This window comes from Pseudomonas sp. MAG733B (genome assembly GCF_036884845.1).
Taxonomy (GTDB): Bacteria; Pseudomonadota; Gammaproteobacteria; order Pseudomonadales; family Pseudomonadaceae; genus Aquipseudomonas.
In genome coordinates, this window is the sequence record NZ_CP145732.1 from 654,881 (window position 1) to 677,459 (window position 22,579).

General features: G+C 59.2%; 18 protein-coding genes and 2 rRNA genes. 12 read left to right on the forward strand and 8 right to left on the reverse strand.

Annotation, left to right across the window (positions count from 1 at the left end; translation table 11 throughout):
• Positions 1 to 23 precede the first annotated feature (23 nt).
• Positions 24 to 139, forward strand: a 5S ribosomal RNA gene (gene rrf / locus V6Z53_RS03025).
• Between the two features lie 108 nt (positions 140 to 247).
• A 5S ribosomal RNA gene (gene rrf / locus V6Z53_RS03030) occupies positions 248 to 363 on the forward strand.
• 151 nt (positions 364 to 514) lie between these two features.
• On the opposite strand, the gene V6Z53_RS03035 is transcribed toward rrf (V6Z53_RS03030), so the two are convergent.
• The 5 genes from V6Z53_RS03035 to V6Z53_RS03055 all read right to left on the reverse strand — a co-directional run bounded on the left by V6Z53_RS03035 (position 515) and on the right by V6Z53_RS03055 (position 7,509).
• Positions 515 to 982: an SRPBCC family protein gene (locus tag V6Z53_RS03035; protein ID WP_338584082.1), complete on the reverse strand. Its 468-nt coding sequence runs from the start codon at positions 980 to 982 to the stop codon at positions 515 to 517.
• 29 nt (positions 983 to 1,011) lie between these two features.
• Positions 1,012 to 4,428 carry a non-ribosomal peptide synthetase gene (locus V6Z53_RS03040; RefSeq protein WP_338584083.1) on the reverse strand — a complete coding sequence of 1,139 codons (3,417 nt, stop codon included), beginning with the start codon at positions 4,426 to 4,428 and terminating at the stop codon, positions 1,012 to 1,014.
• A 13-nt stretch (positions 4,429 to 4,441) separates the two neighbouring features.
• On the reverse strand, positions 4,442 to 5,371 hold the full coding sequence (locus V6Z53_RS03045; protein ID WP_338584084.1) for a diiron oxygenase: 930 nt from the start codon (positions 5,369 to 5,371) through the stop codon (positions 4,442 to 4,444).
• A complete protein-coding gene (locus tag V6Z53_RS03050; RefSeq protein WP_338584085.1) occupies positions 5,368 to 6,144 on the reverse strand; it encodes a DUF3050 domain-containing protein in 777 nt (258 codons plus the stop codon). Before V6Z53_RS03050 ends, V6Z53_RS03045 begins: the two co-directional genes overlap by 4 nt.
• 654 nt (positions 6,145 to 6,798) lie before the next feature.
• Positions 6,799 to 7,509, reverse strand: a complete 711-nt coding sequence (locus V6Z53_RS03055) for a GntR family transcriptional regulator (protein ID WP_338584086.1) — start codon at positions 7,507 to 7,509, stop codon at positions 6,799 to 6,801.
• Between the two features lie 198 nt (positions 7,510 to 7,707).
• Between V6Z53_RS03055 and lapG the strand changes: the two genes are divergently transcribed.
• Both lapG and lapD read left to right on the forward strand, forming a co-directional pair.
• The gene (lapG, locus tag V6Z53_RS03060; protein ID WP_338584087.1) at positions 7,708 to 8,400 is read left to right on the forward strand and encodes a cysteine protease LapG; all 693 of its coding nucleotides are present in this window, start codon (positions 7,708 to 7,710) and stop codon (positions 8,398 to 8,400) included.
• Positions 8,401 to 8,414: 14 nt separating this feature from the next.
• Positions 8,415 to 10,361: a cyclic di-GMP receptor LapD gene (gene lapD, locus V6Z53_RS03065; protein WP_338584088.1), complete on the forward strand. Its 1,947-nt coding sequence runs from the start codon at positions 8,415 to 8,417 to the stop codon at positions 10,359 to 10,361.
• Between the two features lie 137 nt (positions 10,362 to 10,498).
• Here lapD and V6Z53_RS03070 read toward each other — a convergent pair whose 3' ends face one another.
• Positions 10,499 to 10,864, reverse strand: coding sequence for a tryptophan synthase subunit beta (locus tag V6Z53_RS03070; protein ID WP_338584089.1), 366 nt, complete (start codon positions 10,862 to 10,864; stop codon positions 10,499 to 10,501).
• Between the two features lie 229 nt (positions 10,865 to 11,093).
• On the opposite strand from V6Z53_RS03070, the gene V6Z53_RS03075 reads away from it, so the two are divergent.
• From V6Z53_RS03075 to V6Z53_RS03090, 4 genes are read left to right on the forward strand one after another with little or no spacing between them, the layout of a single operon-like run.
• On the forward strand, positions 11,094 to 11,981 hold the full coding sequence (locus tag V6Z53_RS03075) for a TauD/TfdA family dioxygenase (RefSeq protein ID WP_338584090.1): 888 nt from the start codon (positions 11,094 to 11,096) through the stop codon (positions 11,979 to 11,981).
• 18 nt (positions 11,982 to 11,999) lie between these two features.
• Entirely contained in the window at positions 12,000 to 13,025 is a 1,026-nt protein-coding gene (locus V6Z53_RS03080) for an ABC transporter substrate-binding protein (RefSeq protein ID WP_338584092.1), read from the forward strand.
• A gap of 5 nt (positions 13,026 to 13,030) precedes the next feature.
• Positions 13,031 to 13,891, forward strand: a complete 861-nt coding sequence (locus tag V6Z53_RS03085; protein WP_338584093.1) for an ABC transporter ATP-binding protein — start codon at positions 13,031 to 13,033, stop codon at positions 13,889 to 13,891.
• A gap of 21 nt (positions 13,892 to 13,912) precedes the next feature.
• Positions 13,913 to 14,779 carry an ABC transporter permease gene (locus tag V6Z53_RS03090; RefSeq protein WP_338584094.1) on the forward strand — a complete coding sequence of 289 codons (867 nt, stop codon included), beginning with the start codon at positions 13,913 to 13,915 and terminating at the stop codon, positions 14,777 to 14,779.
• Between the two features lie 615 nt (positions 14,780 to 15,394).
• Here V6Z53_RS03090 and V6Z53_RS03095 read toward each other — a convergent pair.
• The gene (locus tag V6Z53_RS03095) at positions 15,395 to 15,940 is read right to left on the reverse strand and encodes an RHS repeat-associated core domain-containing protein (RefSeq protein ID WP_338584096.1); all 546 of its coding nucleotides are present in this window, start codon (positions 15,938 to 15,940) and stop codon (positions 15,395 to 15,397) included.
• 79 nt (positions 15,941 to 16,019) lie between these two features.
• Positions 16,020 to 16,958: an RHS repeat-associated core domain-containing protein gene (locus V6Z53_RS03100; protein ID WP_338584097.1), complete on the reverse strand. Its 939-nt coding sequence runs from the start codon at positions 16,956 to 16,958 to the stop codon at positions 16,020 to 16,022.
• A gap of 314 nt (positions 16,959 to 17,272) precedes the next feature.
• Here V6Z53_RS03100 and V6Z53_RS03105 point away from each other — a divergent pair, with 314 nt between their 5' ends.
• The 4 genes from V6Z53_RS03105 to V6Z53_RS03120 all read left to right on the forward strand — a co-directional run bounded on the left by V6Z53_RS03105 (position 17,273) and on the right by V6Z53_RS03120 (position 22,572).
• Positions 17,273 to 18,190: a LysR family transcriptional regulator gene (locus V6Z53_RS03105; RefSeq protein ID WP_338584098.1), complete on the forward strand. Its 918-nt coding sequence runs from the start codon at positions 17,273 to 17,275 to the stop codon at positions 18,188 to 18,190.
• A 220-nt stretch (positions 18,191 to 18,410) separates the two neighbouring features.
• Positions 18,411 to 19,943: an MFS transporter gene (locus V6Z53_RS03110; RefSeq protein ID WP_338584099.1), complete on the forward strand. Its 1,533-nt coding sequence runs from the start codon at positions 18,411 to 18,413 to the stop codon at positions 19,941 to 19,943.
• 26 nt (positions 19,944 to 19,969) lie between these two features.
• Positions 19,970 to 21,034, forward strand: a complete 1,065-nt coding sequence (locus V6Z53_RS03115; RefSeq protein ID WP_338584100.1) for an HlyD family secretion protein — start codon at positions 19,970 to 19,972, stop codon at positions 21,032 to 21,034.
• The gene (locus V6Z53_RS03120; protein WP_338584101.1) at positions 21,031 to 22,572 is read left to right on the forward strand and encodes an efflux transporter outer membrane subunit; all 1,542 of its coding nucleotides are present in this window, start codon (positions 21,031 to 21,033) and stop codon (positions 22,570 to 22,572) included. The genes V6Z53_RS03115 and V6Z53_RS03120 overlap by 4 nt, the downstream gene beginning before the upstream one ends.
• Positions 22,573 to 22,579 lie beyond the last annotated feature (7 nt).

Genomic DNA, 22,579 nt, shown 5'->3' on the forward strand with positions numbered 1-22,579 from the left:
GCCACGATTCGGTACCCGAATTTCTTGACGACCATAGAGCGTTGGAACCACCTGATCCCATCCCGAACTCAGCAGTGAAACGATGCATCGCCGATGGTAGTGTGGGGTTTCCCCATGTGAGAGTAGGTCATCGTCAAGATTAAATTCCGAAACCCCAATTGCGAAAGCAGTTGGGGTTTTGTCTTTATAGTAGAAGCATCAAGATTTCGCAGGCACGTCGTTACAGACGGACCGGCACACCGAATTTCTTGACGACCATAGAGCGTTGGAACCACCTGATCCCATCCCGAACTCAGAAGTGAAACGATGCATCGCCGATGGTAGTGTGGGGTTTCCCCATGTGAGAGTAGGTCATCGTCAAGATTGAATTCCAAAACCCCTGTCTGCTAGCGCAGACAGGGGTTTTGTCATTATGGGGCTGTCAAAAGCCGTAGACGTAAAAAAGCCAGTCCCTGGGTTCAGGGACTGGCTTTTTTATGGGCACGTATTTGCCCGATAGCGGCGAATTCAGGCGTTACGCAAACAACTTGCACACATTGCTCATCGCATCATCGGCAAAACCTTGGACGAAATCCTTGAACCCCGGCAGCGCCTCGGCGCCGCCCTGAGCGGGTTCTGCAATGATGGTCCAGGTCGCCCGCGACTTGTCCGCATCCAGCGCCTCTACCTGCATCGCCGCCCACAAATTCGCTACGCCCAAAGTGTTATAGATCGTGGTCCAGGTCATGCTCAACGCTCGATCGTCGCGGAAGTTGAGTTGCTCGACCACCAGGTTGCCGTCCTTGAAAAACTTCTTGCGCAAGGACGCCACGCCCTCGCCAGTCATTTCGATGTGCGATAGCGCCGGAATGAACCGGTCGAAGCCGGCAAAGTTCCCAACAACGGCCCAGACCTGTGCGGCATTGGCAGGGACTTCCACCGAGGACACGACGTGGCAGCCTTGCGGATTTTTGATCAGGGTATCGGGTTGCAGAGTGTTCATGGTTTTGCTCCGTGCTGGGTTGGGATGAATCAGATGAAATTGATTTCCTTGAGGTAGTCGCAGCCGCGCCGCAGCAATGCCGGGGACTTTTCCGGGTAGCGCGCGCCCATCTGCCACACGCCGGCCTGGGCGTTGTCGTGACCAATCATCGAGATGTCGCCGATGTCTTCCTCGAAGCCGTTGAGATAAAAACCGAGTACGCCGAACAGCGCGTTGTCGCTGTCGACCCGGCCCAGTTGCTGCTGCCAGTCGGCGACGCTGACCAGGGAGAACTCCCGCCCCGTTTCGCGAAAGGACGCCACATAACTGTCCCAACTCAGTGGCTCGGGGTTGTGCAGGTTGAACACCGGTTTTTCCGGCTGATAACGGCTGGCATGGAAGGCGATGAAACGGGCGAGGAAGTCCACCGGCATCAGGTCGAAATTCAGCGCGAACTCCGGCACCTGGCCGAGCTGGATCGAGCCCTTGAGCATCAACATCAAACGGTTCTTGTGCGGCTGGCACACACCCGTGAGGCTGTTGAAACTGATGTTGCCGGGGCGATAGAGATTGACCTGCACACCGCGTTCCCGTGCGCGTTCCAGGATTCGTTCGCCGACCCATTTGGACAGGTTGTAGCCGTTCTTGATGTAGATCGGCGGAGTCAGTGCGGCAGGCAGTTCAAGTACCCGGCCGTCGGCGGAAATCGTGCTGGAAGCCGAGAGCGTCGAGACAAAGTTGAAGATCTTTTTACTGCGCCCTTCGCACAGCCGCAGGCATTCGAAAATCGGCTCGACGTTGTCCCGTGCCAGGGACTCGTAATCGAGGACGTGATTGACGTTGGCGGCGTTGTGCACCAGTGCGCCGAACTCTCGATCCAGTCGCTGGTAAACCTCATCGGCCAACCCCAATTGCGGGCGCGTGATATCCGCTGCGTAGACCCTTACCCGACTCAGGTCCAGATGCTCCAGACGGTTTTCGCGCAACGCCTGAGCAAACCGCTCGACAGCCGATTGCCCATTGCCGTCGCGAACCAGGCAGGCGACTTCACTGGCGCCCCGCGCCAACAACGCTTCGACAATGTGCACACCGACAAAGCTGTTGGCGCCGGTGACGATCACTTTGTGCACATCGCCCATGCGGCTGATGGGCAGCGCCTGCACATCCAGTGCGCGCGAGGCATCGGCCATCGCTTGTTCGCTCAATACTTCCTCGCTGCCGGAGCCGCGCACCAGTGTCGCCAGTTTGGTGATGGTGGGGAGTTCGATGAAGCGGTTAATAGAAATGCTGCGACCGAACGCTTCGCGCAAACGCAGGAGCATGCGCGACAGCAGGATCGAGTGACCGCCCAGATTGAAGAAGCTTTCGTCGGTGGAAATGTCGCTTGCCGGCAACTCCAGCAGCTCGGCCCAGATCTCCAACAGCAGCACTTCATCGGCGCTGGCGGGCAAGCGTCGGGTGGTGTTTTCGCTGACGCTGACCGGCAGCTCCAGCAACGCCTTGCGATCGACCTTGCCATTGCTGGCGTACGGCATGCTAGCCAGTTCCGTCCACGCAACGGGCTGCATGTAGTCCGGCAGAAACTGCATGGTGTGTGCCTTCAGCGCATCACGAGCCGCGCCGGGCCCGTCTTCCTGAGGTTGGGCGAGGAAGGCCAGAATCCGCCGATGGTTGTCGATGACCACCGCCACCTGACGGTACAACTGGCTGTCACGCAGGCAGCGTTCGATCTCTTCCGGCTCGACCCGAAAACCGCGAATCTTCACCTGATTGTCGCGCCTTCCGCACAGCTCGATGCCTTCGCTCGCCCACTTCGCCATATCGCCGGTGCGATAGGCACGCAGGTTCTGCCCATCGGGCAATGTCAGGTCCAGATAGCGTTCGGCGGTCTGCTGCGGGTTGTTCAGATAACCCAGGCACACGCCGGGACCTGCGATGTATAACTCACCGACGGTCTGCTCGGTCACCGGTTGCGAATCCTCATCGAGAATCAGCACCTGACTGTTGGCGATCGGGTCGCCGAGTGTCCGGTTGTTATCGCCGGATTGCAGCCGTCGAGCAGTAATCAGTACCGTGGCTTCGGTCGGACCATAGAGGTTGTAGAGCTTGCCCTGGCGAGTCAGTTGCTGGACGACCCAAGGCTCGCAGACATCGCCGCCGGTCATTACGTGATCGAGATTTTGCAATTGTTCCAGCGGCAGAATGCTCAACAGCGCCGGTGGCAGAAAGGCATGGCTCAGTCGCTGATGACGGATCAGCTCGACCAGTTGCAGCGGGTCGCGACGCTGGTCGTCGCTGGGCACGATCAGCTCGGCTCCCTGCAACAGGGTCGGGAAAATATCGATCAGCGACGAGTCGAAACTCAGCGAAGAAAACTGCAAAACCCGACTCTGATCGGTCAGCAGAACGTAGTCGGCGTACCACGCGCTGAAGTGAGCGAGGTTGGCCTGGCTGAGCAACACGCCTTTGGGATGGCCGGTGGTGCCCGAGGTATAGAGCGCCATGCACGGCGCGGCGATGTCGGGGCGCTGGCGCATCAGCGGTAGAGCCGGATTCATCGCCTTAACGTCGATAGCGGTGATATCGAGGCCCGGCATTTCGGCTGCGAGCGGATGCTGCCCGTCGTGCAGCAGCAACACCGCGCCGGCATTCGACAGGATGTACTGCTGACGTTGCAGCGGATGGCTCGGCTCCAGCGGCAGGTACACCGCGCCGCTGCCCAAGATCGCCAGAATCCCCGCATACAATGCGCTGCATTTTGGCAGGCAGATTCCCACCACCAACGGACCTTCATGCTGATCGAGCAAGGGCTGCAATCGTTGCTGAATTGCACGGCTCAGAGCGTGCAGTTGGCGATAGTCGAGACTGGCGCCGGCAACGTTCAACGCCCGTCGCTCGCCACTCTGAACGAAGCGCTGTTCAAGTCGCTCGATCATCGGTACTTGAGCGAGTTCCAGCAGCCGTGGTTCAGCCGTCGCATTGCGGCGATGAACGAACGCTAGGCATTCGAGAAACAGCAGGTTTTCAACCTTGTCGAAGTGAGCGGGAGCGGTGGGTTCGCAGAGCTGAAAATACTCGGCATCCCGGGAGTAACGGCTGACCAGCAACGCCACGTGATCCACCAGTTCCGCCACAGCTCGCAGACGCAGCGACTGACCGTTGCCCGAAGGTTCATCGGCGATCGGCACATGAGTGAGCAGCGTGGAGCCGACGGTGCAAAGCGCGTCCAGCGAGGGCAATCCAGATGCGCCCGACAGGCTGATGCCCAGTTGCAGTGTCAGGTGCGGCGCATCATTGAAAATCTGCACAGGCAGGCTGGCATCATTGATCACAAGATCCGCATGCTCCGGTGCTCGCTCATCAAGAGTCGTTATCCGCGTCAGTGCATGACCGTGTTGTTCGAGTTCCAGCGCCAGGTCGGTCAGGGCCTGGCTTTGTCCAGCGAGCAGAATGTCGAGACGTCTCATGACGGGTTCCTCGTCAAATCAGGTAGTCGCTCAAGGCGTTTTGCACGCACGGCGAATCGAGCAGCGAACTGCTGCGGAAAAACCGCACGATGTTGGCCACCAGCGGGTGATGCCGGTTGATTGGGAAGGCCAGCCCTGACACCTCGCTCTTGAGGGCTTGGCGTGCGGCGTCGCTGATCTGCAAGGCGTCGATCAGGCGAAAGTCGAAGGACTTCTGGATGTCGTTCGTGAGGTAATGACCGATGAACACCGGCAGGATGTGCGCGATGCATTGGCGGTCGTCGTCGCTCGCGGTGTGCCAGTAGATGCGCACCATCCGCGACCAGAATCCGGAGTGCCGGCCTTCGTCGAGCAAGTGGTCGGCCATCAAGCCCTTGATCGATTGCTTGACCGTATCGTCCTTTGCGAATGCCGCCACGTCGCCGGTCACGGTGTTCTCGGCGATGGCCACGCAGATCAGCTCGACGGCGCTGCGCAGATGCTCCGGCGCCAACGCAATGGCCGCCGGAATCGCCCGGCTCAACTCGATTTCGTCGGGCAACCCGATGGGCGTGATGCCGGTCATGGCGACGGTCTGCTGCATGAAGTCCATCGCCACCAGCGCGTGGTAATCCTCATCCACCACCACGGTCATCGCGTCGTAGCGACAGGCGAACGGGAACGTTACGGCGAAGCGATTCTTGGCGATGCTGCGGGCGGTCTTGTCGACGATCTCGGTCTCGAAAATCACCACGTCGTTGATGAATTTGTAGAGTGTTTGCACCAGAGCGAAGTCGCGCTGCTCCGGGCATTCGCGCAGGAACGTCTCACTGAGCACCAGCGGTTGCCGGCTCAAGGGATAGATCAGTTTGTCGTCGTTCTCCAGCATGCGACGCGGACGGGTGCGGATGGTGGCGCGGCTCTCCCAGGCGTCGGCGAACGACAGATAGTCGGCGGCGTTCATGCGTTCACCTCCGCCAGTGATTCGCTCATGCTCAGGCGCAGGCCGTCCCACAGAGCAATGCGGCTTTCCACGGCTGCGATGGCGCTGGCGTACACGTCTGCCTCGCGCTGCGGATCGCCATCGACCAGGCGGGCGAGGAGTTTTTCCGCGGCGGGGCCGTGGTCCTCAGAATCGACTTCGATGTGCCGTTCGAGGTAGTAGCGAAAGGTCGGAGCCTGTTCGATACCGATCCCCCAGTCGTCGAGAATGCGCTGGAACATCTGCGGGATCACACTTTCGCGACCATGCAGGAACGCCGCCGCAACGCTGTGGCCCGGCGCATGCAACGCGATGTGCAGCGTATGGCGCACGAACCGTGCGGCTGCCGGGTCGACCTCGACACTTTGCAACGCCACGTCGTAGCTCACGCCTTCCTGTTGCAGCGCCACGAAGCGCTCGACGGCGGCGGTATTCGCGCCGACTTCACGCATCGCATCCAGGTACAACTCGAAATGGCTGTAGTGACCTTGGGCCGGACGGTCATCGGATTCTTCACCCAGCACGATTTCATTGATCAACCGTGCCGCCTGCGGGTCTCGCGGTGGCAGCCAGGGCAATTGCGTGCAGGTCAGCTCCTGCTGCAAACGCTTGGTTAGCGACATGAAGTCCCACACCGCAAACACATGACTTTCCATAAAGCGCTGCAACACCGGAAGCGAATGTATTTCGGCGAAAATCGGGTGTGCACTCAGTTCGGCTTTCTTTTGTTCAAGATGCTCTTTAGTTGTTTTCATTGGCGAACCTTTAAGTCGTCTGGTGTGAAGGTGCGATCAATCGATTTGTGTTGTTTCAAGTTTTATGTTGGCGAGCGGGCGCCTCAATCTGATTGATTGTTTTAGTTGTTTGCGTGTCTCTGTTCTGCGGCTTTACAGCCAGCATTCAATGGCGGCGTAGAAAAGTTAGTTCATAAATAAAGTGCTGGGCAAGTTATTTTATTAATATTTTAAAGTTCAACTTTCTCGGGCGTGACAAGTTTCAATAAGACTTTCTGTTCAAGTTTTATTTGGGCGTGGCTGCTCCTTCCGTCTCATATAGGTCAGAATTTAAGATAAAGAGTGAATGCCTCACTCGAAGCAACTTTCTTATTGAACTCGTTGACGTGATCTGAGGGGGTGGAAGTTGGCCGGGGGTGACGCCGATTCTTCCGTTCCCGTGACAAGGCTCCTTCCGTAGGTTCTTGGTGCGGGGACTGCTCCGCGCTGGCAGTGCGTCGCCCGTTCATTGGTGTCGGCACCCCAACAGTGAGCGTAATTCAAGGCAGCCGCTATCACCGAAGCCAAGGGAATCGGGGAAGGCTGTAGAGGAGGGAAATTTGTAAGCGGATCGTGCGGTTTCAGGCGGTCCGGTTGTTGCGCAGCCGAGAGGGAGCAAGCTCCCTCATCACTGATTTACTTCGAGGTTTTTCGGCTCTGGGCTTCAGGGCTGTTGAGGTAACGGGTGATGACCTCGACCCCACGATTGAGGTGAAATACGAGCAACTTCACCGAGCCTTCGACATCCCGCTCTTCAGCGGCGCGCAACATGGCCCGGTGATCTTCCTGGGACAATTTGCCCAGGCCCATGGCCTCCAGGTTGAAGCGCAGGAAGCGCTCTTCCTCGTTCAACCCGTCTTCCACCAGATTCAGCAGACGTTTATTCGGTGCCTTGCAGTAAAGCGACATGTGAAAGAGGCGATTGAGGCGGCCGATTTCGCTGTAATCGTGTTCCGTTTCCAACGCGTCGATGTAGCTGGCAGCCTGTTCCAGATCCGCGATTTCAAGCAACGGGACCGACAGACGCAAGGCTTCGGACTCCAACAGGATGCGCAGGGCGTAGGTTTCCGCCGCATCGCCCTGAACCAGCGGCGCGACCACCGCGCCTTTATGGGCAACCACGTTGAGCAACGCCTGGGCTTCGAGTTGGCGCAAGGCTTCGCGCACCGGCATGCGGCTTACACCAAAAAGATCGGCCAGGTCCTGCTGACGCAGGGCAATACCGCAAGGCAGGCGGCCATCGAGAATGGCCGAGCGCAGGGTTTGTTCGATCACCGAGCGTGCCAGGTGAGCGGGAATCGGCCCGTTAACCTTGATACTGCTGAGGGGGTTGGGCTTTTGTGTCACTACTGCGCACCCTGAATGACTGAGTTATTTTTTTGGATCCAACTGACACTAGTAACACCCTGACACCTTGTCAAACGCGCAACAGAGCGCTTTCCCTTCAGTCTAGCGCGCCGTTGTGATCTCACCGTGCCATTGTTTTTTGCCGGGCTAACCTACACCATCAGCTGACTTCCACCTGCCTACCCTGGATGCCTCGCATTGGCGGTACGTTTCCCCATCTCCCGGATGTTGCGCTGGCTGTGCGGCGCGTTGCTGCTGGCCGCCATGATGCTGGGCAGTGTGCTGGCCGATTGGGATTTTTCCCTGATCAGCCGTCGGGCGCAGGCATTGTACGGACCTTTGGGCGAAGGTCGGCAGCGCATTGATGATTGGCAACACTTGCTGGCGACCCAGAAGCAGGTCAGCGAGCTGGAACAGCTCAACCGGGTCAACCGGTTCTTCAACCAGCGTGTGCGCTACGTCGAAGACATCGACCTGTGGCACCAGACCGATTACTGGGAAACCCCGATCGAAGCCTTGTGGAAAGGCGCCGGTGATTGTGAAGACTACGCTATCGCCAAGTACTTCAGCCTGCGTCACCTGGGCATTGCCAGTGACAAGCTGCGCATTACCTACGTAAAGGCGTTGCGCCTGAACCGCGCGCACATGGTGCTGACCTACTACGCGACGCCGGACGCCATGCCGCTGGTGCTCGACAGCCTGATCGACGATATCCGCCCGGCCAGCCAACGTACGGATCTGCTGCCGGTCTACTCTTTCAATGCAGAGGGGTTGTGGTTGCCGGGTGCCAAGGGCAATCAGAAGGTCGGTGACACCAAGCGCCTGTCCCGTTGGCAGGATGTGCTGAAGAAAATGCAGGCCGAAGGATTCCCGGTCGAGACGACTCACTAGGAGCACGCCCACAGATGTCATTGTTCAAACAGCTGTTGATCGCTATCTGTCTGTTCCTGGTCGTCGCCTTCACCGGCAGCTTCATGGTCAGCCTCGAGAGCTCGCGTACCCAATACGTCAACCAATTGCGCTCCCACGCGCAGGACGCGGCGACGGCGCTGGCGCTGTCCCTGACGCCGAATATCGACGACCCGGCGATGACCGAGTTGCTGGTCAGCTCGATCTTCGACAGCGGTTACTACGCGAGCATCCGCGTGGTCGATCTGTCCAACGACAAGACACTGGTGGAGCGCAGCGGCATCCCGGCCGATACCCGCGTGCCGGACTGGTTCGTCAAACTGATCGGCCTGGAATCCGCTGGCGGCGATGCGATCGTCAGCCGTGGCTGGGAGCAGGCGGCGCGGGTCGAGGTGGTCAGCCATCCGATGTTCGCCCTGGCCAAGCTGTGGCAGAGCGCATTGGGCAGTCTCGTCTGGTTGCTGATATGCGGTGTGGTCAGCGCGATATTGGGCGCGCTGTTGTTGCGTCGGCAATTGAAACCGCTCGATTACATGGTCCAGCAGTCTCACGCCATTGCCCGTCGCGAGTTTCTCAGCCTGCCGCAACTGCCGCGCACGCCGGAATTGCGGCGCGTGGTGCAGGCCATGAATCAGATGGTCGAGAAGCTCAAGGCGCTGTTTCAGGAACAGGCCGAGCGCAGTGAAAAACTGCGGGTTGAGTCCTATCAGGACAACCTGACCGGTTTGGCCAACCGACGTTATTTCGAGATGCAATTGCACGCGCGGGTGAGCAACCCCGAGCAGGCCAGCTCCGGTTATTTGCTGTTGCTGCGGGTGCAGGATCTGGCGGGCCTTAATCAGCGTTTGGGCGGTCAACGTACAGACGAATTTTTGCAGGCAGTCGGCGAGCAGCTGTCTCGAGAGTGCGCTCGGTACCCGGAAACCCTGAACCTGGTCACACGGATTCGAGGTGGCGAATTTGCCGTGCTGGCGCCGGGGTTGATGCGCGAAGAAGCATTGCAACTGGCGCAGCACCTCGACAGCGCCATGGCCAGCCTGCATGCGACCGGCGCGACGGACGTGGCCTCGGTGGCCGCGATCGGGCTGGCGCCGTTCGTGTATGGCGACACCCCGCAAGCCGTGCTCGCGCTGGCGGATCAGGCGCTGGCGCAGGCTGAGGGGCAGACCGATTCGAACTGGGTCTGCCTCGATCACAGCGCCTTGGCCGGTGTCGGCGACGATCACCATGCCTGGCACAACTTGCTGGATCAGGCGCTGAATCAGCGGCGGTTCATCCTGTTTTTCCAACCGGTCGTGGCCAGTCAGGACCCGCAACTGGTGCTGCATTACAAAGTGCTTTCACGGCTGATCGACGACCAGGGCCAAAGCATTCCGGCCGGGCGCTTCCTGCCGTGGCTGGAGCGGTTCGACTGGACGGCGCGGCTGGATCGCCTGATGTTGGAGCTGGTGCTGGAGCAGATGGCCGACCACGAATCGTCCCTGGCGCTGAACCTGTCTTCGGCAACCCTGGAAGACCCGCAGGCGTTGAATACGGTTTTTGAATTGCTGCGCTCGCACTCCAATCTTGGATCGAGGCTGACCCTGGAAATCGGCGAAGAACAACTGCCCGACCAAGCCGTGCTCGAAGACCTGACGCGACGATTGCGTGAGCTCGGGTTCTCCTTGAGCCTGCAACATTTTGGCGGTCGCTTCAGCATGATCGGCAACCTGGCACGGCTCGGGCTGGCGTACCTGAAGATCGATGGCAGCTACATCCGCGCGATCGATCAGGAGAGCGACAAGCGCTTGTTCATCGAAGCGGTTCAGCGTGCGGCCCACAGCATTGATCTGCCGCTGATTGCCGAGCGGGTCGAGACCGAGGGTGAGTTGGCGGTGATTCGCGAGATGGGGGTGTATGGGGTTCAGGGGCGGTTGGTGGGTGAGCCGAAGCCTTGGGGGTAGGGCTTTGGGTTTTTAGTCGTTAGTGAGGCCGTCATCGCTAGCAGGCTAGCTCCCACAGTTGATAGGGGGCGCACACAAATCCCCTGTGGGAGCTAGCCTGCTAGCGATGGCGTCAGTGCAGGCGATGAAGAAAACGCTCAGATCAACCCATCCTCATCATCGCCCACCAAATGACTCAACCCGCCTAACGCCTCCCGCGCCTGGCTTCGGTCCATGAGTTTGGCCTGTGCCGGCGCCGGCAGGTCGGTGACGAGAATCACGCCTTTGCTGATCAGCACCTCGATCAAGTCGTCGAGTACCCGGATCATCTCCAGGTCGCTGTTCTGCAGTTGCTTGAGCTGTTTGATTTGCTTGAGCTGTTTGAGGCTCGTGGCCATGACTTCATTGGCGAACCAGGCCTGGAGGTCAGGGTGGTCGGCCGGCAGCGTTTCCGAGGATTCGGCGTAGGCTTCGGCTTCCACGCGCATCAGTTGTCCTTCTGTATTGCGTTGCACGTAGAACATGGAACATCCCTCTGAGAAGAACCGCGTCATGCTGTCAGCAGCATAGGCGAAATCAGCCATATGGTTATTCGCTAACGGTATTTAAAATAGTCTGCTTATATCTATAAAGTCACTCTCCTGCGTACCTGCCGACCAATCGGCGCGCCGCACGACACGAACCAACACGGGACCTCCGTGAGTTTCTGATCGACGCGCGCGCCCTTGAGCGTGCCGTGCGTGGGAGTGATTTATGTCAGCCGTATCCGCATCGCCAGCCATCGCGCCACAACTCTTTGAAATCCGCCCGTTCAGCGGTGCGGTGGGCGCCGAAATCATCGGCCTCGATTTGTCCCGCCCGATCAATGATCAGGACTTCGCCCGCATTCACCGCGCGCACCTGGATCATCACGTGGTGGTGTTCCGCGACCAGCGCATAACCCCTGAGCAACAGATCGATTTCAGCCGCCGTTTTGGCGTGTTGCAGATCCATGTGCTCAAGCAGTTTTTGCTGGCGAACCACCCGGAAATCCTAATCGTTTCCAACATCGTCGAGAACGGCCAGAACATTGGCCTGGGTGATGCCGGCAAGTTCTGGCACTCCGATCTCTCCTACAAAGAACTGCCGAGCCTGGGCTCGATGCTGCACGCTCAGGAACTGCCGTCCGAGGGCGGCGACACGCTGTTCGCCGACATGCACAAAGCTTGGGACAGCTTGCCCGAGGCATTGCGCAAAGCGGTGGAAGGTCGTTCGGCCGCGCACTCCTACACGGCGCGTTACAGCGAGACCAAATTCGAAGGCAACTGGCGCCCGACCCTGACACCGGAACAGCTCGCCCAAGTCGCCGAGGTGGTGCACCCGGTCGTACGCACCCACCCCGAAAACGGCCGCAAGGCGTTGTTCGTCAGCGAAGGTTTCACCACCCGCATCGTTGGCCTGCCGGAGGACGAGAGCCAGCAACTGCTGTCCGAGCTCTACGCCCACAGCGTGCAGCCGCAAAACATCTACCGCCATCAATGGCAGGCCCACGACCTGGTGTTCTGGGACAACCGTTCGCTGATCCACCTTGCTGCCGGATGCCCCAGCTATCTACGCCGCAAGCTGTATCGCACCACCATCCAGGGCGACGCGCCTTTCTGATTTGCCGGAGATCTGATCATGTCCAAACGTCTTCCATTCGCACCGCTGGCCGCGGCCATCGGCCTGGGTTTCAGCCTGATCGCCGGCAGCCTGGTGGCGCCGACCGTGGCCCACGCCGAAGGTGAAATCCGCATCGCCGAACAGTTCGGCATTGTTTACCTGCTGCTCAACGTGGTGCGCGATCAGAACCTGATCGAGAAGTACGGCAAGCAGGAAGGCATCGACATCAAGGTCGACTGGACCCAGCTCTCGGGCGGCGCGGCGGTCAACGATGCGTTGCTTTCCGGCTCGATCGACATTGCCGGTGCCGGCGTCGGTCCGCTGCTGACCATCTGGGACCGCACCCACGGCAAGCAGAACGTCAAAGCCGTGGCGTCCCTGGGCAACTTTCCGTACTACCTGGTGAGTAATAATCCGACGGTCAAAACCATCGCCGACTTCACCGAAAAGGACCGCATCGCCGTGCCGGCCGTAGGTGTTTCGGTGCAGTCGCGCTTCCTGCAATACGCCGCCGCCAAACAGTGGGGTGACAAGGAATTCAATCGCCTCGACAAGTACACCATCGCCGTTCCACACCCTGATGCGACCGCCGCGCTGGTAGCTGGTGGCACTGAGTTGACCGGGCATTTCTCCAATCCGCCCTTCCAGGATCAAGCGCTGAGCAATCCGAATGTGCACGTGGTGCTCAACACCTATGACCTGCTCGGCCCGAACTCGCCGACCGTGCTGTTCGCCACCGAGAAATTCCGCAACGAAAACCCGAAAACCTACAAAGCTTTCATCGACGCGCTAACCGAAGCGGCCACGTTTGCCCAGAACGATAAAGGCGCGGCAGCCGACACTTACATCCGCGTCACCAAAGCCAAAATCGACCGCGCCGCGCTGCTGAAAATCATTGACAACCCGCAGTTCGAATTCAGCGTCACGCCGAAAAACACTTACCCGCTGGCTGAGTTCCTCTACCGCGTTGGCGCGATCAAAAACAAACCGGATTCGTGGAAGGATTACTTCTTCCAGGACGCCAAACCGCTGCAAGGGAGCTGACCGAAATGAACGCCCCTTTGCAAGGCCACACGGTCAGCAAACCGATCGCGGCAGCCCAGGCGCTGCTGTCGGTCGATAACGTCAGCCTCGAATACCGCACGCCGCAGCGTGTAGTGCGGGCGACCCATCAAGTCAGTTTCGAGATCGATCCGGCGGACCGCTTTGTCCTGCTCGGGCCGTCCGGTTGCGGCAAGTCGACGTTGCTCAAAGCCGCCGCCGGGTTCATCCAGCCAGTGGAAGGCGAGATCCGTCTGCAAGGTCAGCGTGTTGATGCGCCGGGGCCGGACCGGATCGTGGTGTTCCAGGAGTTCGACCAGCTGCCGCCGTGGAAAACCGTCAAACAGAACGTGATGTTTCCGCTGCTGGCCTCGAAAACCCTCAAGCGCAAAGAGGCTGAAGAGCGGGCGCTGCACTATCTGGAAAAGGTCGGTCTGGCGGCGTTTGCCGATGCTTATCCGCACACGTTGTCGGGCGGCATGAAGGCGCGGGTTGCGATTGCGCGGGCGTTGGCGATGCAGCCGAAAATCCTGCTGATGGACGAACCGTTCGCCGCCCTCGATGCGCTGACCCGACGCAAGATGCAGGAAGAGTTGCTGCTGCTGTGGGAGGAAGTGCGTTTCACGCTGTTGTTCGTCACGCACTCCATCGAAGAGGCGCTAGTTGTGGGCAATCGCATCCTGTTGCTGTCGCCGCATCCGGGTCGGGTGCGGGCGGAAGTGCACAGCCATCAATACGATTTGCACAGCCTTGGTGGCGTGGCGTTTCAGGAGTCGGCGAGGCGTATCCATCGGTTGTTGTTCGATGAGGGTCAGTCGCCGGAAACCGAGCGCGAACTGGATTTTGCCGACATCCGCATCGCTTATTGAGCCAGTTGAGAGGAGGGCCCGATGAGCCATTTATCATCCCCGCGTGAAGAGTTCGAAACGGTTTTGCAGCCACTGACCAGCGTGCCGCTGGAGCGTGAATTACCCCTCGGCCAGCGTCTGTGGCAACAGGGCTGGCTGCGCAAAAGCATGATCCTGATTTTGCTCGCCGTACTGTGGGAAGCCGCTTCGCGTTATACGAATAACGACCTGCTGCTGCCGAGTTTCGTGCAAACCGCTCATGCGCTGTACGACGGTCTGCTCAGCGGCGAATTGCTCGGCAAGGTATGGATTTCACTGGTGGTGCTGCTCAAGGGTTACCTGATCGGCATCGTCCTGGCGTTTGCCCTGACGACGCTGGCGGTGTCGACGCAATTCGGTCGCGATCTGCTCAGTACCCTGACCTCGATGTTCAACCCGTTGCCGGCGATTGCGCTGCTGCCGTTGGCGCTTCTGTGGTTCGGGTTGGGGCAGAACAGCCTGATTTTCGTGCTGGTGCATTCGGTGCTCTGGGCGCTGGCGCTGAACACCTACGCCGGGTTCCTCGGCGTTTCGGAAACCCTGCGCATGGCCGGGCGCAACTACGGCCTCAAGGGCATGCGTTTCGTACTGTTCATCCTGATCCCGGCAGCGCTGCCGTCGATCCTCGCCGGGCTGAAAATCGGCTGGGCGTTTGCCTGGCGCACGTTGATTGCCGCTGAGTTGGTGTTTGGTGCAACCAGTGGGAAGGGCGGATTGGGCTGGTACATCTTTCAGAATCGTAATGAGCTGTATACCGACAAGGTTTTTGCCGGGTTGGCGGTGGTGATTTTGATTGGGTTGTTGGTGGAGAATCTGGTGTTTGATTCGTTGGAAAGGGTGACGGTGAGGCGGTGGGGGATGGTGCGGTAGGAGAGGCTCTTTGCGGGTAAGTCTGCATACTCCTGATTAGAGTTCATCCTTTTTACCGGAAGCAAGTCGGTTGTATTAACTAAATCATCTCCAGTTTATGTCCGGGGTTGAAGCACGTGAGCGTGGAGGCGTTGAGTCTCTAGACGTTGGTGGGCTGGGACTTGGGCTTCGTTGAGTGGCCGGTGGATCCCTACGAATTGCAGCTACCGTAGCCGTAGGCCTATTGATCGAGCTATGTGTAGAACTCCCAACTGCGGCAGAAGTTGAGGGGAGTACCGAAGACGAAGCGGTGCTGCCATGCTGTACAGCACCGCTTGGAGACGGGCTTCCTACTCCGACAGGGTAAGCAATCGTAGAGCTTTGAGAGTTAAATGCTGCGGCTTTAGTGTCACTGTTCCAGAGTTGCATAGCCGGTGACGATCCAGACTTGGTCGATCTGCCGGTCAAACTACTCCCCTGGTAACTCACCTGAGATGTATTTGCTCCGCGAGAACTACCGCTCACTATCCAAGGTACTGCCGTATACGAACGATGCTCGGGGTGTGAAGAAAAACTAGAACCGTGAAGTTCACCACCATCGTTTCCCCAATAGATCTTGGGTTTATCCTTGGCGATTTAAGCCGCAGCGCCCGCAAGCGCCGACAAATCATTGTTTGACCCATAATCCCGATTTTTTTGTAAGGCACGCATCGCGTCAGCAGCTACATGAACATCAATTTTTGGAAGTGGACCACTCCTATGGTTGGGGAGTTGAAACTGTCCAGCGATTTTGTTGCCGACAGACTTCCAGAATCCCATATGCCCCGTCGGATCAGATCGATTTACCGGATCCCCCACGCAATACATATATGCATTCAATCCACCCCGCCCAAACGGACTCCAACTGTCCGGACTATGAAAACGCATCAATCGCGGGTTGTAGGCGCGGTAACCGTTGCCAAGCAAATACCAACCAATGCTTGCTTCGCGTAACTGGCCATTGAACCCCAGCCGTGTCTCGACTTTCTGCTGCGCGGATTGCACGCCATACGCTAAGTAACCGATGGTGTTAGTGTGGCCATCGACGATTTCGCCAATGATGGTTTGGCTGCGGTCAGTCGCCAGCAACACTACTCGTGGCCCGCTGCGGTTGATTTGATCATCAGGTTCGGCTTGATTCATACCCTTCTCGGTGGTGGGGATACAGCGCTGAAGAGCGAGGCGTCGTTGACTCGACAAAAACCCTTAACGGTCGAGACTTTCATCGCCGCGAAGTCCATCCAGGTACAACCGCTCCGTCACTCTTACGAACAAGCGCTCCATACTCTTGTAACTGACTGGAACCCAGTGAGGGATCCGATCCGGATAAGGACCAGTCACTTGGATCACCTGATTGCCTGGACCGCCTGCTATAAGACGAGTCAGAGGACGAAGATGAAGACAAAGACGAGAATGAGGACCTTCGCGAAGACGGCTCAGGGAGCGACGACAGGTGCTCTGGTAATGGGTCGAATGGTGGTGGATTTCTATCGCGGGCTTCGCGTTGAAGATGTTCTTTCCCCAGCGGAGAAATATCATATCTTCTACCTATGCCTGTATTGTGGCGATCGGGGGGGCTAGTGCTGAATGATGGCTTTGAGGGTGAGATAGACGGCGGTGTACTGGTTGATGAACTGCCAGCGTGTAAAGCAGTAGAGGAATCATCCGATGATCCGCTCCGATTATTAAGATTGACAGTTCTGTGCTGTGCTCTCGGCTGCGGTTTGGGTGCGGTGAAGTGTGAATTACCGGGAATCAAGTTTTGGATGAGTTTCTTCACTGTCAACCAATCCCAATAATGTCCTGTTGGATCAAATCGATTGATCGGATCCCCCACGCAATACATATACGCATTCAACCCACCTCCACCAAACGGGCTCCAACTGTCCGGGCTATGAAAACGCATCAATCGTGGGTTGTAAGCGCGGTAGCCGTTGCCTAACAAGTACCAACGGATGTTTATTTCACGTAACTGGCCGTTAAACCCCAGTCGTGTTTCGACCTTTTGCTGTGCGGATTGCTCGCCATAAGCTGAGTAACCGATGGTGTTGGTCTGGCCTTTGACGATTTCGCCGATGATGGATTGGCTGCGGTCAACCGCCAGCAGCACTACGCTACGCCCGCTGCGGTTGTCTTGATCAACAGGTTTGGCTTGACTCATACCGGCACCCTCCAGGCAGTGGAGCAGGTCTTGAGTTTTACTCGCTTGAGTCGGGCTTGAGAACTATCAGAACTGATAGTTGCCAAGGTCGCGCATTTGGGTCTGCGCAGATGGATGTGGTGTTAGTTCGGCCGCCATCGCGAGCAGGCTCGCTCCTACATGGGTTCTTTGGCGTTCACAAAATCTGCGACCGGCCCAGATCCCCTGTAGGAGCGAGCCTGCTCGCGATGGGGTCGGTGCTGCTGGCATCTCATTCCGAGAATGTTTGCTAGCATTGCGTCTGAATCAACTCCGATCAGTCACGAGTGCTCGCCATGCAATTGCCAGACATGAACCTGTTGGTCGCCCTCGACGCGTTACTCGACGAGGGCAGTGTGGTGGGCGCGGCGCGGCGGATGAACCTGAGCCCGGCGGCGATGAGCCGGACGTTGACGCGGGTTCGTGAGGCGATTGGTGATCCGATCCTGGTGCGTGCCGGTCGAGGCCTGGTGCCTACGCCCAAAGCGTTGGAGCTGCGTGAGCAGGTGCGCGATGTGGTGGAGCAGGCCGCGCAGTTGTTTCATTCCGCGCGAGTAGTGGATCTGGGCAGTTTGCGTCGGCGTTTCAGCATCCGCGCCAACGATTTCTTCATCGGCATCTACGGCGGCAAGCTGTTCGACACCATGGAGCGTCAGGCCCCGCATTGCGAATTGCGTTTTGCGCCGGAAGGCGATGGCGATGACGAGGCCCTGCGCGAAGGGCGTATCGATATCAGCGTCAGCAACAACCGACCGCTGATGCCGGAAGTGAAGGTGCAGAACCTGTTTTCCACCCAGTTTGTCGGGCTGGTGCGTGAAGATCACCCGCTGCTCGATCAGGAGATCACCGCCGAGCGCTTTGCCGGGTATTCGCACATCAGCATGTCCCGTCGCGGCATTGCTCGGGGGCCAATCGATACGGCACTCAATGCGTTGGGGCTGGAGCGGCGGGTGGCGGTGATCGCGCCGAGTTTCCATGCGGCAATGTTCGCCTTGCCCGATTCCGATCTGATTCTGCCGGTGCCCAGGGAGACGCTGTTGAGCGTGCGGCGACTGGGGCTGAAGCTACGTTCGTTCACCCTGCCGATTCCCTTGCCGACCATCGTCCTCAGCCAGGCCTGGCACCCGCGATTCGACAATGACCCCGCCCACCGCTGGCTGCGTGAAACGCTGAAAGCCTGTTGCGACGAGACCTGGCTCGCCGCTCAACCTTGATGGCCGCAAGGGGCCATTAACACCTATGGATGGTGGTTGAGTTGCCGTGGCGGTGTTAGTTTTTTCCGTCATTTCCTGTGCGAGGCGAGTGTTCGTCCTCGCTTGATTGCCGTCGTTCGAATGCTGCGTCCCACGCACTTATAAAGTGCTGATAAGTCAGTTTTCGTCAGCGATGGGCATTCGTAGACTGCGACCTTCTATTTTCGGAGTTGAGAAACCGATGACCTCCCTGACGGCCTCGGTGCCTTTGGCTGCCCCTATGCCGGCCGCCGCGCCCATGGTGTTTGGTCCGCGGATCATCATCGGCCTGGTGGGCGTGTTGCTGGCGGTGCTGGTTTCGGGCCTGAACGAGGCGGTGACCAAGATTGCCCTGGCTGATATCCGTGGTGCGTTGGGCATCGGCTATGACGAAGGCACCTGGCTGGTCGCCAGTTACGCCGCGACCTCGGTGGCTGCCATGGCGTTTGCCCCGTGGTGCTCGGTGACGTTTTCGTTGCGGCGTTTCACCCTCTGCGCCATCGGTGCCTTCACCCTGCTGGGGGTGTTGTGCCCGTTGGCGCCGAACTACGAAAGTTTGCTGGTGCTGCGCACGCTGCAAGGCCTCGCCGGCGGCGCACTGCCACCGATGCTGATGACCGTCGCCCTGCGTTTTCTGCCGGCCAACGTAAAACTGTACGGCTTGGCCGGTTATACCCTGACGGCCACGTTTGGCCCGGGACTGGGCACACCGCTGGCCGGACTCTGGACCGAGTACGTCGGCTGGCAGTGGACCTTCTGGCAAATCGTCGTGCCGTGCCTGATTGCCATGGTCGCAGTGGGTTACGGCATTCCTCAGGACCCGCTGCGACTGGAGCGTTTCAAACAGTTCAACTGGCGCGGTTTGCTGCTGGGTTTTCCAGCAATTTGCATGCTGGTGATCGGCATTCTGCAGGGCAATCGTCTGGACTGGTTCGAGTCGAGCCTGATCTGCGGATTGCTGGTCGGCGGGGTGCTGTTGCTGGTGCTGTTCCTGATCAACGAGTGGTCGCAGCCGGTCCCGTTTTTCAAGATGCAGATGCTCGGCATCCGCAACCTGTCGTTCGCGTTGATCACCTTGGCCGGAGTGCTGGTGGTGTTGTCGGCGGTGGTGATTATTCCGTCGAGCTATCTGGCGCAGGTCCAGGGTTATCGCCCGGTGCAGACCGCGCCGATCACGCTGCTGGCGGCGCTGCCGCAGTTGATTGCGCTGCCGTTGGTGGCGGCGCTGTGCAACCTGCGCTGGGTCGATTGCCGCTGGGTGTTGGGGATCGGTCTGAGCATGCTGGTGCTGTCCTGCATAGGCGGTTCACTGCTGACATCGGCATGGATTCGCGACGATTTTTATGTGCTGCAACTGCTGCAGATCTTTGGTCAGCCAATGGCGGTGTTGCCGCTGTTGATGCTCTCGACCGGCAGCATCAACCCGATGGACGGACCGTTCGCCTCGTCATGGTTCAACACCGTGAAAGGCCTGGCGGCGGTGATCGCCACGGGCGTGCTGGAAACATTAACCACCCAGCGCCTGCACTTTCACTCGACGATGCTGGTGGATCGTCTCGGCAATTCCCCTCTGGTGGACAGCGACACTCCGGGCCTCGCTCATCGGCTGCATGAACAAGCCGTCGTGTTGGCAGCCTCCGATCTTTACCTGTGCATGGCTGGCGTCGCGGTGGCGCTGATCCTGCTGATTTTCTGGCTGCCGACGCGGATCTATCCGCCACGCGCACCGACCTGAATGCTCCACTGAAACTGAAGGTTTTTATGACGACTCAATCAAAGCAAAAAGTGGCCGTGGGCGCTGCCGTCGTGATCACGCTGGGCGTGCTGTTTTATCTGCTGGCGCCCAATCTGTTTGGCCAGCGCACGCAACAGAGCACCAATGACGCGTACGTCTCTGCGGACTACACCCTGGTAGTGCCGCGGGTTGCCGGGTTCATCAAACAGGTGTTGGTGGAAGACAATCAGCAGGTCAAGGCGGGGCAGTTGCTGGCCTTGATCGATGACCGCGATCTGCGCGCTGCCGCCGAAGCCGCCGCTGCCGAATCGTTGGTTGCGCAGGCACAACTGCAAAACGCTCGGGCCACTCTCGATCGTCAGGCATCGCTGATCGCTCAGGCGCAGGCGAAAGTGGTATCGGCCAAGGCTGAAACGGCTTTCGCCGAACATGAGTTGAACCGCTACAACCACCTCGCCGGCGTCGGTGCGGGCACGGTGCAGAATGCGCAGCAGGCGCGTACGCGCATCGATCAGGCGGACGCTCAATTGACCAATGCAACGGCGGTGCTGGCGGCGGAACGCAAGCAGGTGGATATCCTGACGGCGCAGCGTGACGCGGCGGAAGGCGGCTTGAAACGCGCGCAAGCGAAACTGGAAATTGCCAGCTACGAGTTGTCGTACACGCGTATTGTCGCGCCGCAGGACGGCATGGTCGGCGAGCGTGCCGTGCGGGTCGGCGCCTATGTCACGCCGGGCAGCAAACTGCTCGCCGTGGTGCCGCTGGCGCAGGCCTATGTGGTGGCCAACTTTCAGGAAACCCAATTGACGAATGTGCAGCCGGGGCAAGACGTGCAGGTGCGGGTCGACACCTTTGGTGGCGCGCTGCTGAATGGGCGTGTCGAGAGCATCGCACCGGCCACGGGCGTGACGTTCGCGTCGGTCAAACCGGACAACGCGACCGGTAACTTCACCAAGGTTGTGCAGCGGATTCCGGTGAAGATTGTGCTGGAGCCGGGGCAGCCGTTGGCTGAGCGGTTGCGGGTGGGGATGTCGGTGGAGGCGCGGATTGATACGGCCAGTGTTGGGGCGAATGAGGTTGTTCAGCGATGAAGATTTTCGTTGGTCGTCCCGGCGCCATCGCTAGCAGGCTAGCTCCCACAGGGGACCGCATTTCAATGTGGGAGCGCGCCTGCTCGCGAAGTGGCCGTTTGCCGCAACTCACTTTCTGCGCCGTACTCGTCATGGGCCTTTCAGCCTGCACCGTCGGCCCCGACTTCCAGAAGCCCGAAGCGCAGCAAATCGCCAAGTGGTCGAAACCGTCAAAAGCCGCCGCCAGCCAAGCGATCACCGAGACCATGAACGAGCGCTGGTGGGAAGTATTCAACGACCCGAAGCTCTCCGCTCTGAGCCAGCGCGCACTGACCGACAACCTCGACCTGAAGCTCGCCAGCAGCCGCTTGCAACAGAGCCGCGCCGTACGCCAAGTGGTGACAGCTGACCGCTACCCCACCAGCGCCGCCGGTGGCAGTTACACACGCAAACGCAATAGCGGCGAAGGCCTGATGGACCCGTCAGGGAACAACGGCGACTCCGCGTTCAATCTTTGGGATGCTGGTTTTTCTGCATCCTGGGAGCTGGATTTCTGGGGCCGCGTGCGCCGCGAAACCGAAGTCGCCGACGCCACCCTGGAAGTCGCGGAAAACGACCGTCGCGGCGTACTGTTGTCGGTGCTCGCCGAGACCGCGCAAAACTACATTCAGTTGCGCGGCGTGCAAAACACCCGCGCCGTCACCGAGCAGAATCTCGACGTCGCTCGCCACAGCCTGAAGCTGTCGCAGCTGCGGTTGTCGGATGGCGTTGCGACCGATCTGGATGTCGCCGAAGCCGCCGCACAAGTCGCCGCTATCGAGTCGCGACTGCCGGCGCTGGAGCAGCGTCAGGCACAATTGATCAACGCCCTGAGCCTGTTGATGGGCGAGCCGCCACACGCACTGGCGGCAGAGTTATCCAGCGACGCACCGGTGCCGCAAACGCCGCGTCAGGTCGCCATCGGTCTGCCGTCGCAACTGGCCGAGCGTCGTCCGGACATCCGCGAAGCCGAAGCCCGCCTGCATGCCGCGACCGCGAGCATCGGCGTGGCGAAGGGTGATTTTTATCCGCGCATCACACTCTCGGGCAATGTCGGTTCGCAAGCCATGCAACTGAGCGATTTCGGCTCGTGGGGCTCGCGTGCATTCGGCATCGGCCCGCAATTCAGCTTGCCGTTGTTCGACGGTGGACGATTGCGCGGCGTGCTGAATCTGCGTGAAGCACAACAACAGGAAGCGGCCATCGCGTACCAGCAAACCGTGCTGCGAGCCTGGCATGAAATCGACGATCAATTGAGCGCCTACAACGCCAGTCAACTGCGTCGCGACAGCCTCGCCGAAGCGGTTCGCCAGAACCAGATCGCCTTGCAAACCGCGCAACAGCAATACGTTGAAGGCGTGGTGGATTTCGTCAACGTGCTCACGGTTCAAAGCGCCTTGCTGGCGACTCAAGAACAATGGGTCGAAAGCTCCACCGGCGTTTCGCTGGCAGCCGTCGGCTTGTACAAGGCGCTGGGTGGCGGATGGCAGTCGGTGTATCCGCTGGCGGCGCAACGCTGAGTGTTGT

Coding starts and splice junctions, on each gene's coding strand:
- V6Z53_RS03095 (WP_338584096.1), bottom strand. CDS start 15,940: ATGAATCAAGCCGAACCTGATGATCAAATCAACCGCAGCGGGCCACGA.
- V6Z53_RS03045 (WP_338584084.1), bottom strand. CDS start 5,371: ATGAACGCCGCCGACTATCTGTCGTTCGCCGACGCCTGGGAGAGCCGC.
- V6Z53_RS03040 (WP_338584083.1), bottom strand. CDS start 4,428: ATGAGACGTCTCGACATTCTGCTCGCTGGACAAAGCCAGGCCCTGACC.
- V6Z53_RS03115 (WP_338584100.1), top strand. CDS start 19,970: ATGACGACTCAATCAAAGCAAAAAGTGGCCGTGGGCGCTGCCGTCGTG.
- V6Z53_RS03070 (WP_338584089.1), bottom strand. CDS start 10,864: ATGTTCTACGTGCAACGCAATACAGAAGGACAACTGATGCGCGTGGAA.
- V6Z53_RS03120 (WP_338584101.1), top strand. CDS start 21,031: ATGAAGATTTTCGTTGGTCGTCCCGGCGCCATCGCTAGCAGGCTAGCT.
- V6Z53_RS03105 (WP_338584098.1), top strand. CDS start 17,273: ATGCAATTGCCAGACATGAACCTGTTGGTCGCCCTCGACGCGTTACTC.
- V6Z53_RS03085 (WP_338584093.1), top strand. CDS start 13,031: ATGAACGCCCCTTTGCAAGGCCACACGGTCAGCAAACCGATCGCGGCA.
- V6Z53_RS03110 (WP_338584099.1), top strand. CDS start 18,411: ATGACCTCCCTGACGGCCTCGGTGCCTTTGGCTGCCCCTATGCCGGCC.
- V6Z53_RS03090 (WP_338584094.1), top strand. CDS start 13,913: ATGAGCCATTTATCATCCCCGCGTGAAGAGTTCGAAACGGTTTTGCAG.
- V6Z53_RS03035 (WP_338584082.1), bottom strand. CDS start 982: ATGAACACTCTGCAACCCGATACCCTGATCAAAAATCCGCAAGGCTGC.
- V6Z53_RS03080 (WP_338584092.1), top strand. CDS start 12,000: ATGTCCAAACGTCTTCCATTCGCACCGCTGGCCGCGGCCATCGGCCTG.
- V6Z53_RS03100 (WP_338584097.1), bottom strand. CDS start 16,958: ATGAGTCAAGCCAAACCTGTTGATCAAGACAACCGCAGCGGGCGTAGC.
- V6Z53_RS03050 (WP_338584085.1), bottom strand. CDS start 6,144: ATGAAAACAACTAAAGAGCATCTTGAACAAAAGAAAGCCGAACTGAGT.
- lapD (WP_338584088.1), top strand. CDS start 8,415: ATGTCATTGTTCAAACAGCTGTTGATCGCTATCTGTCTGTTCCTGGTC.
- V6Z53_RS03075 (WP_338584090.1), top strand. CDS start 11,094: ATGTCAGCCGTATCCGCATCGCCAGCCATCGCGCCACAACTCTTTGAA.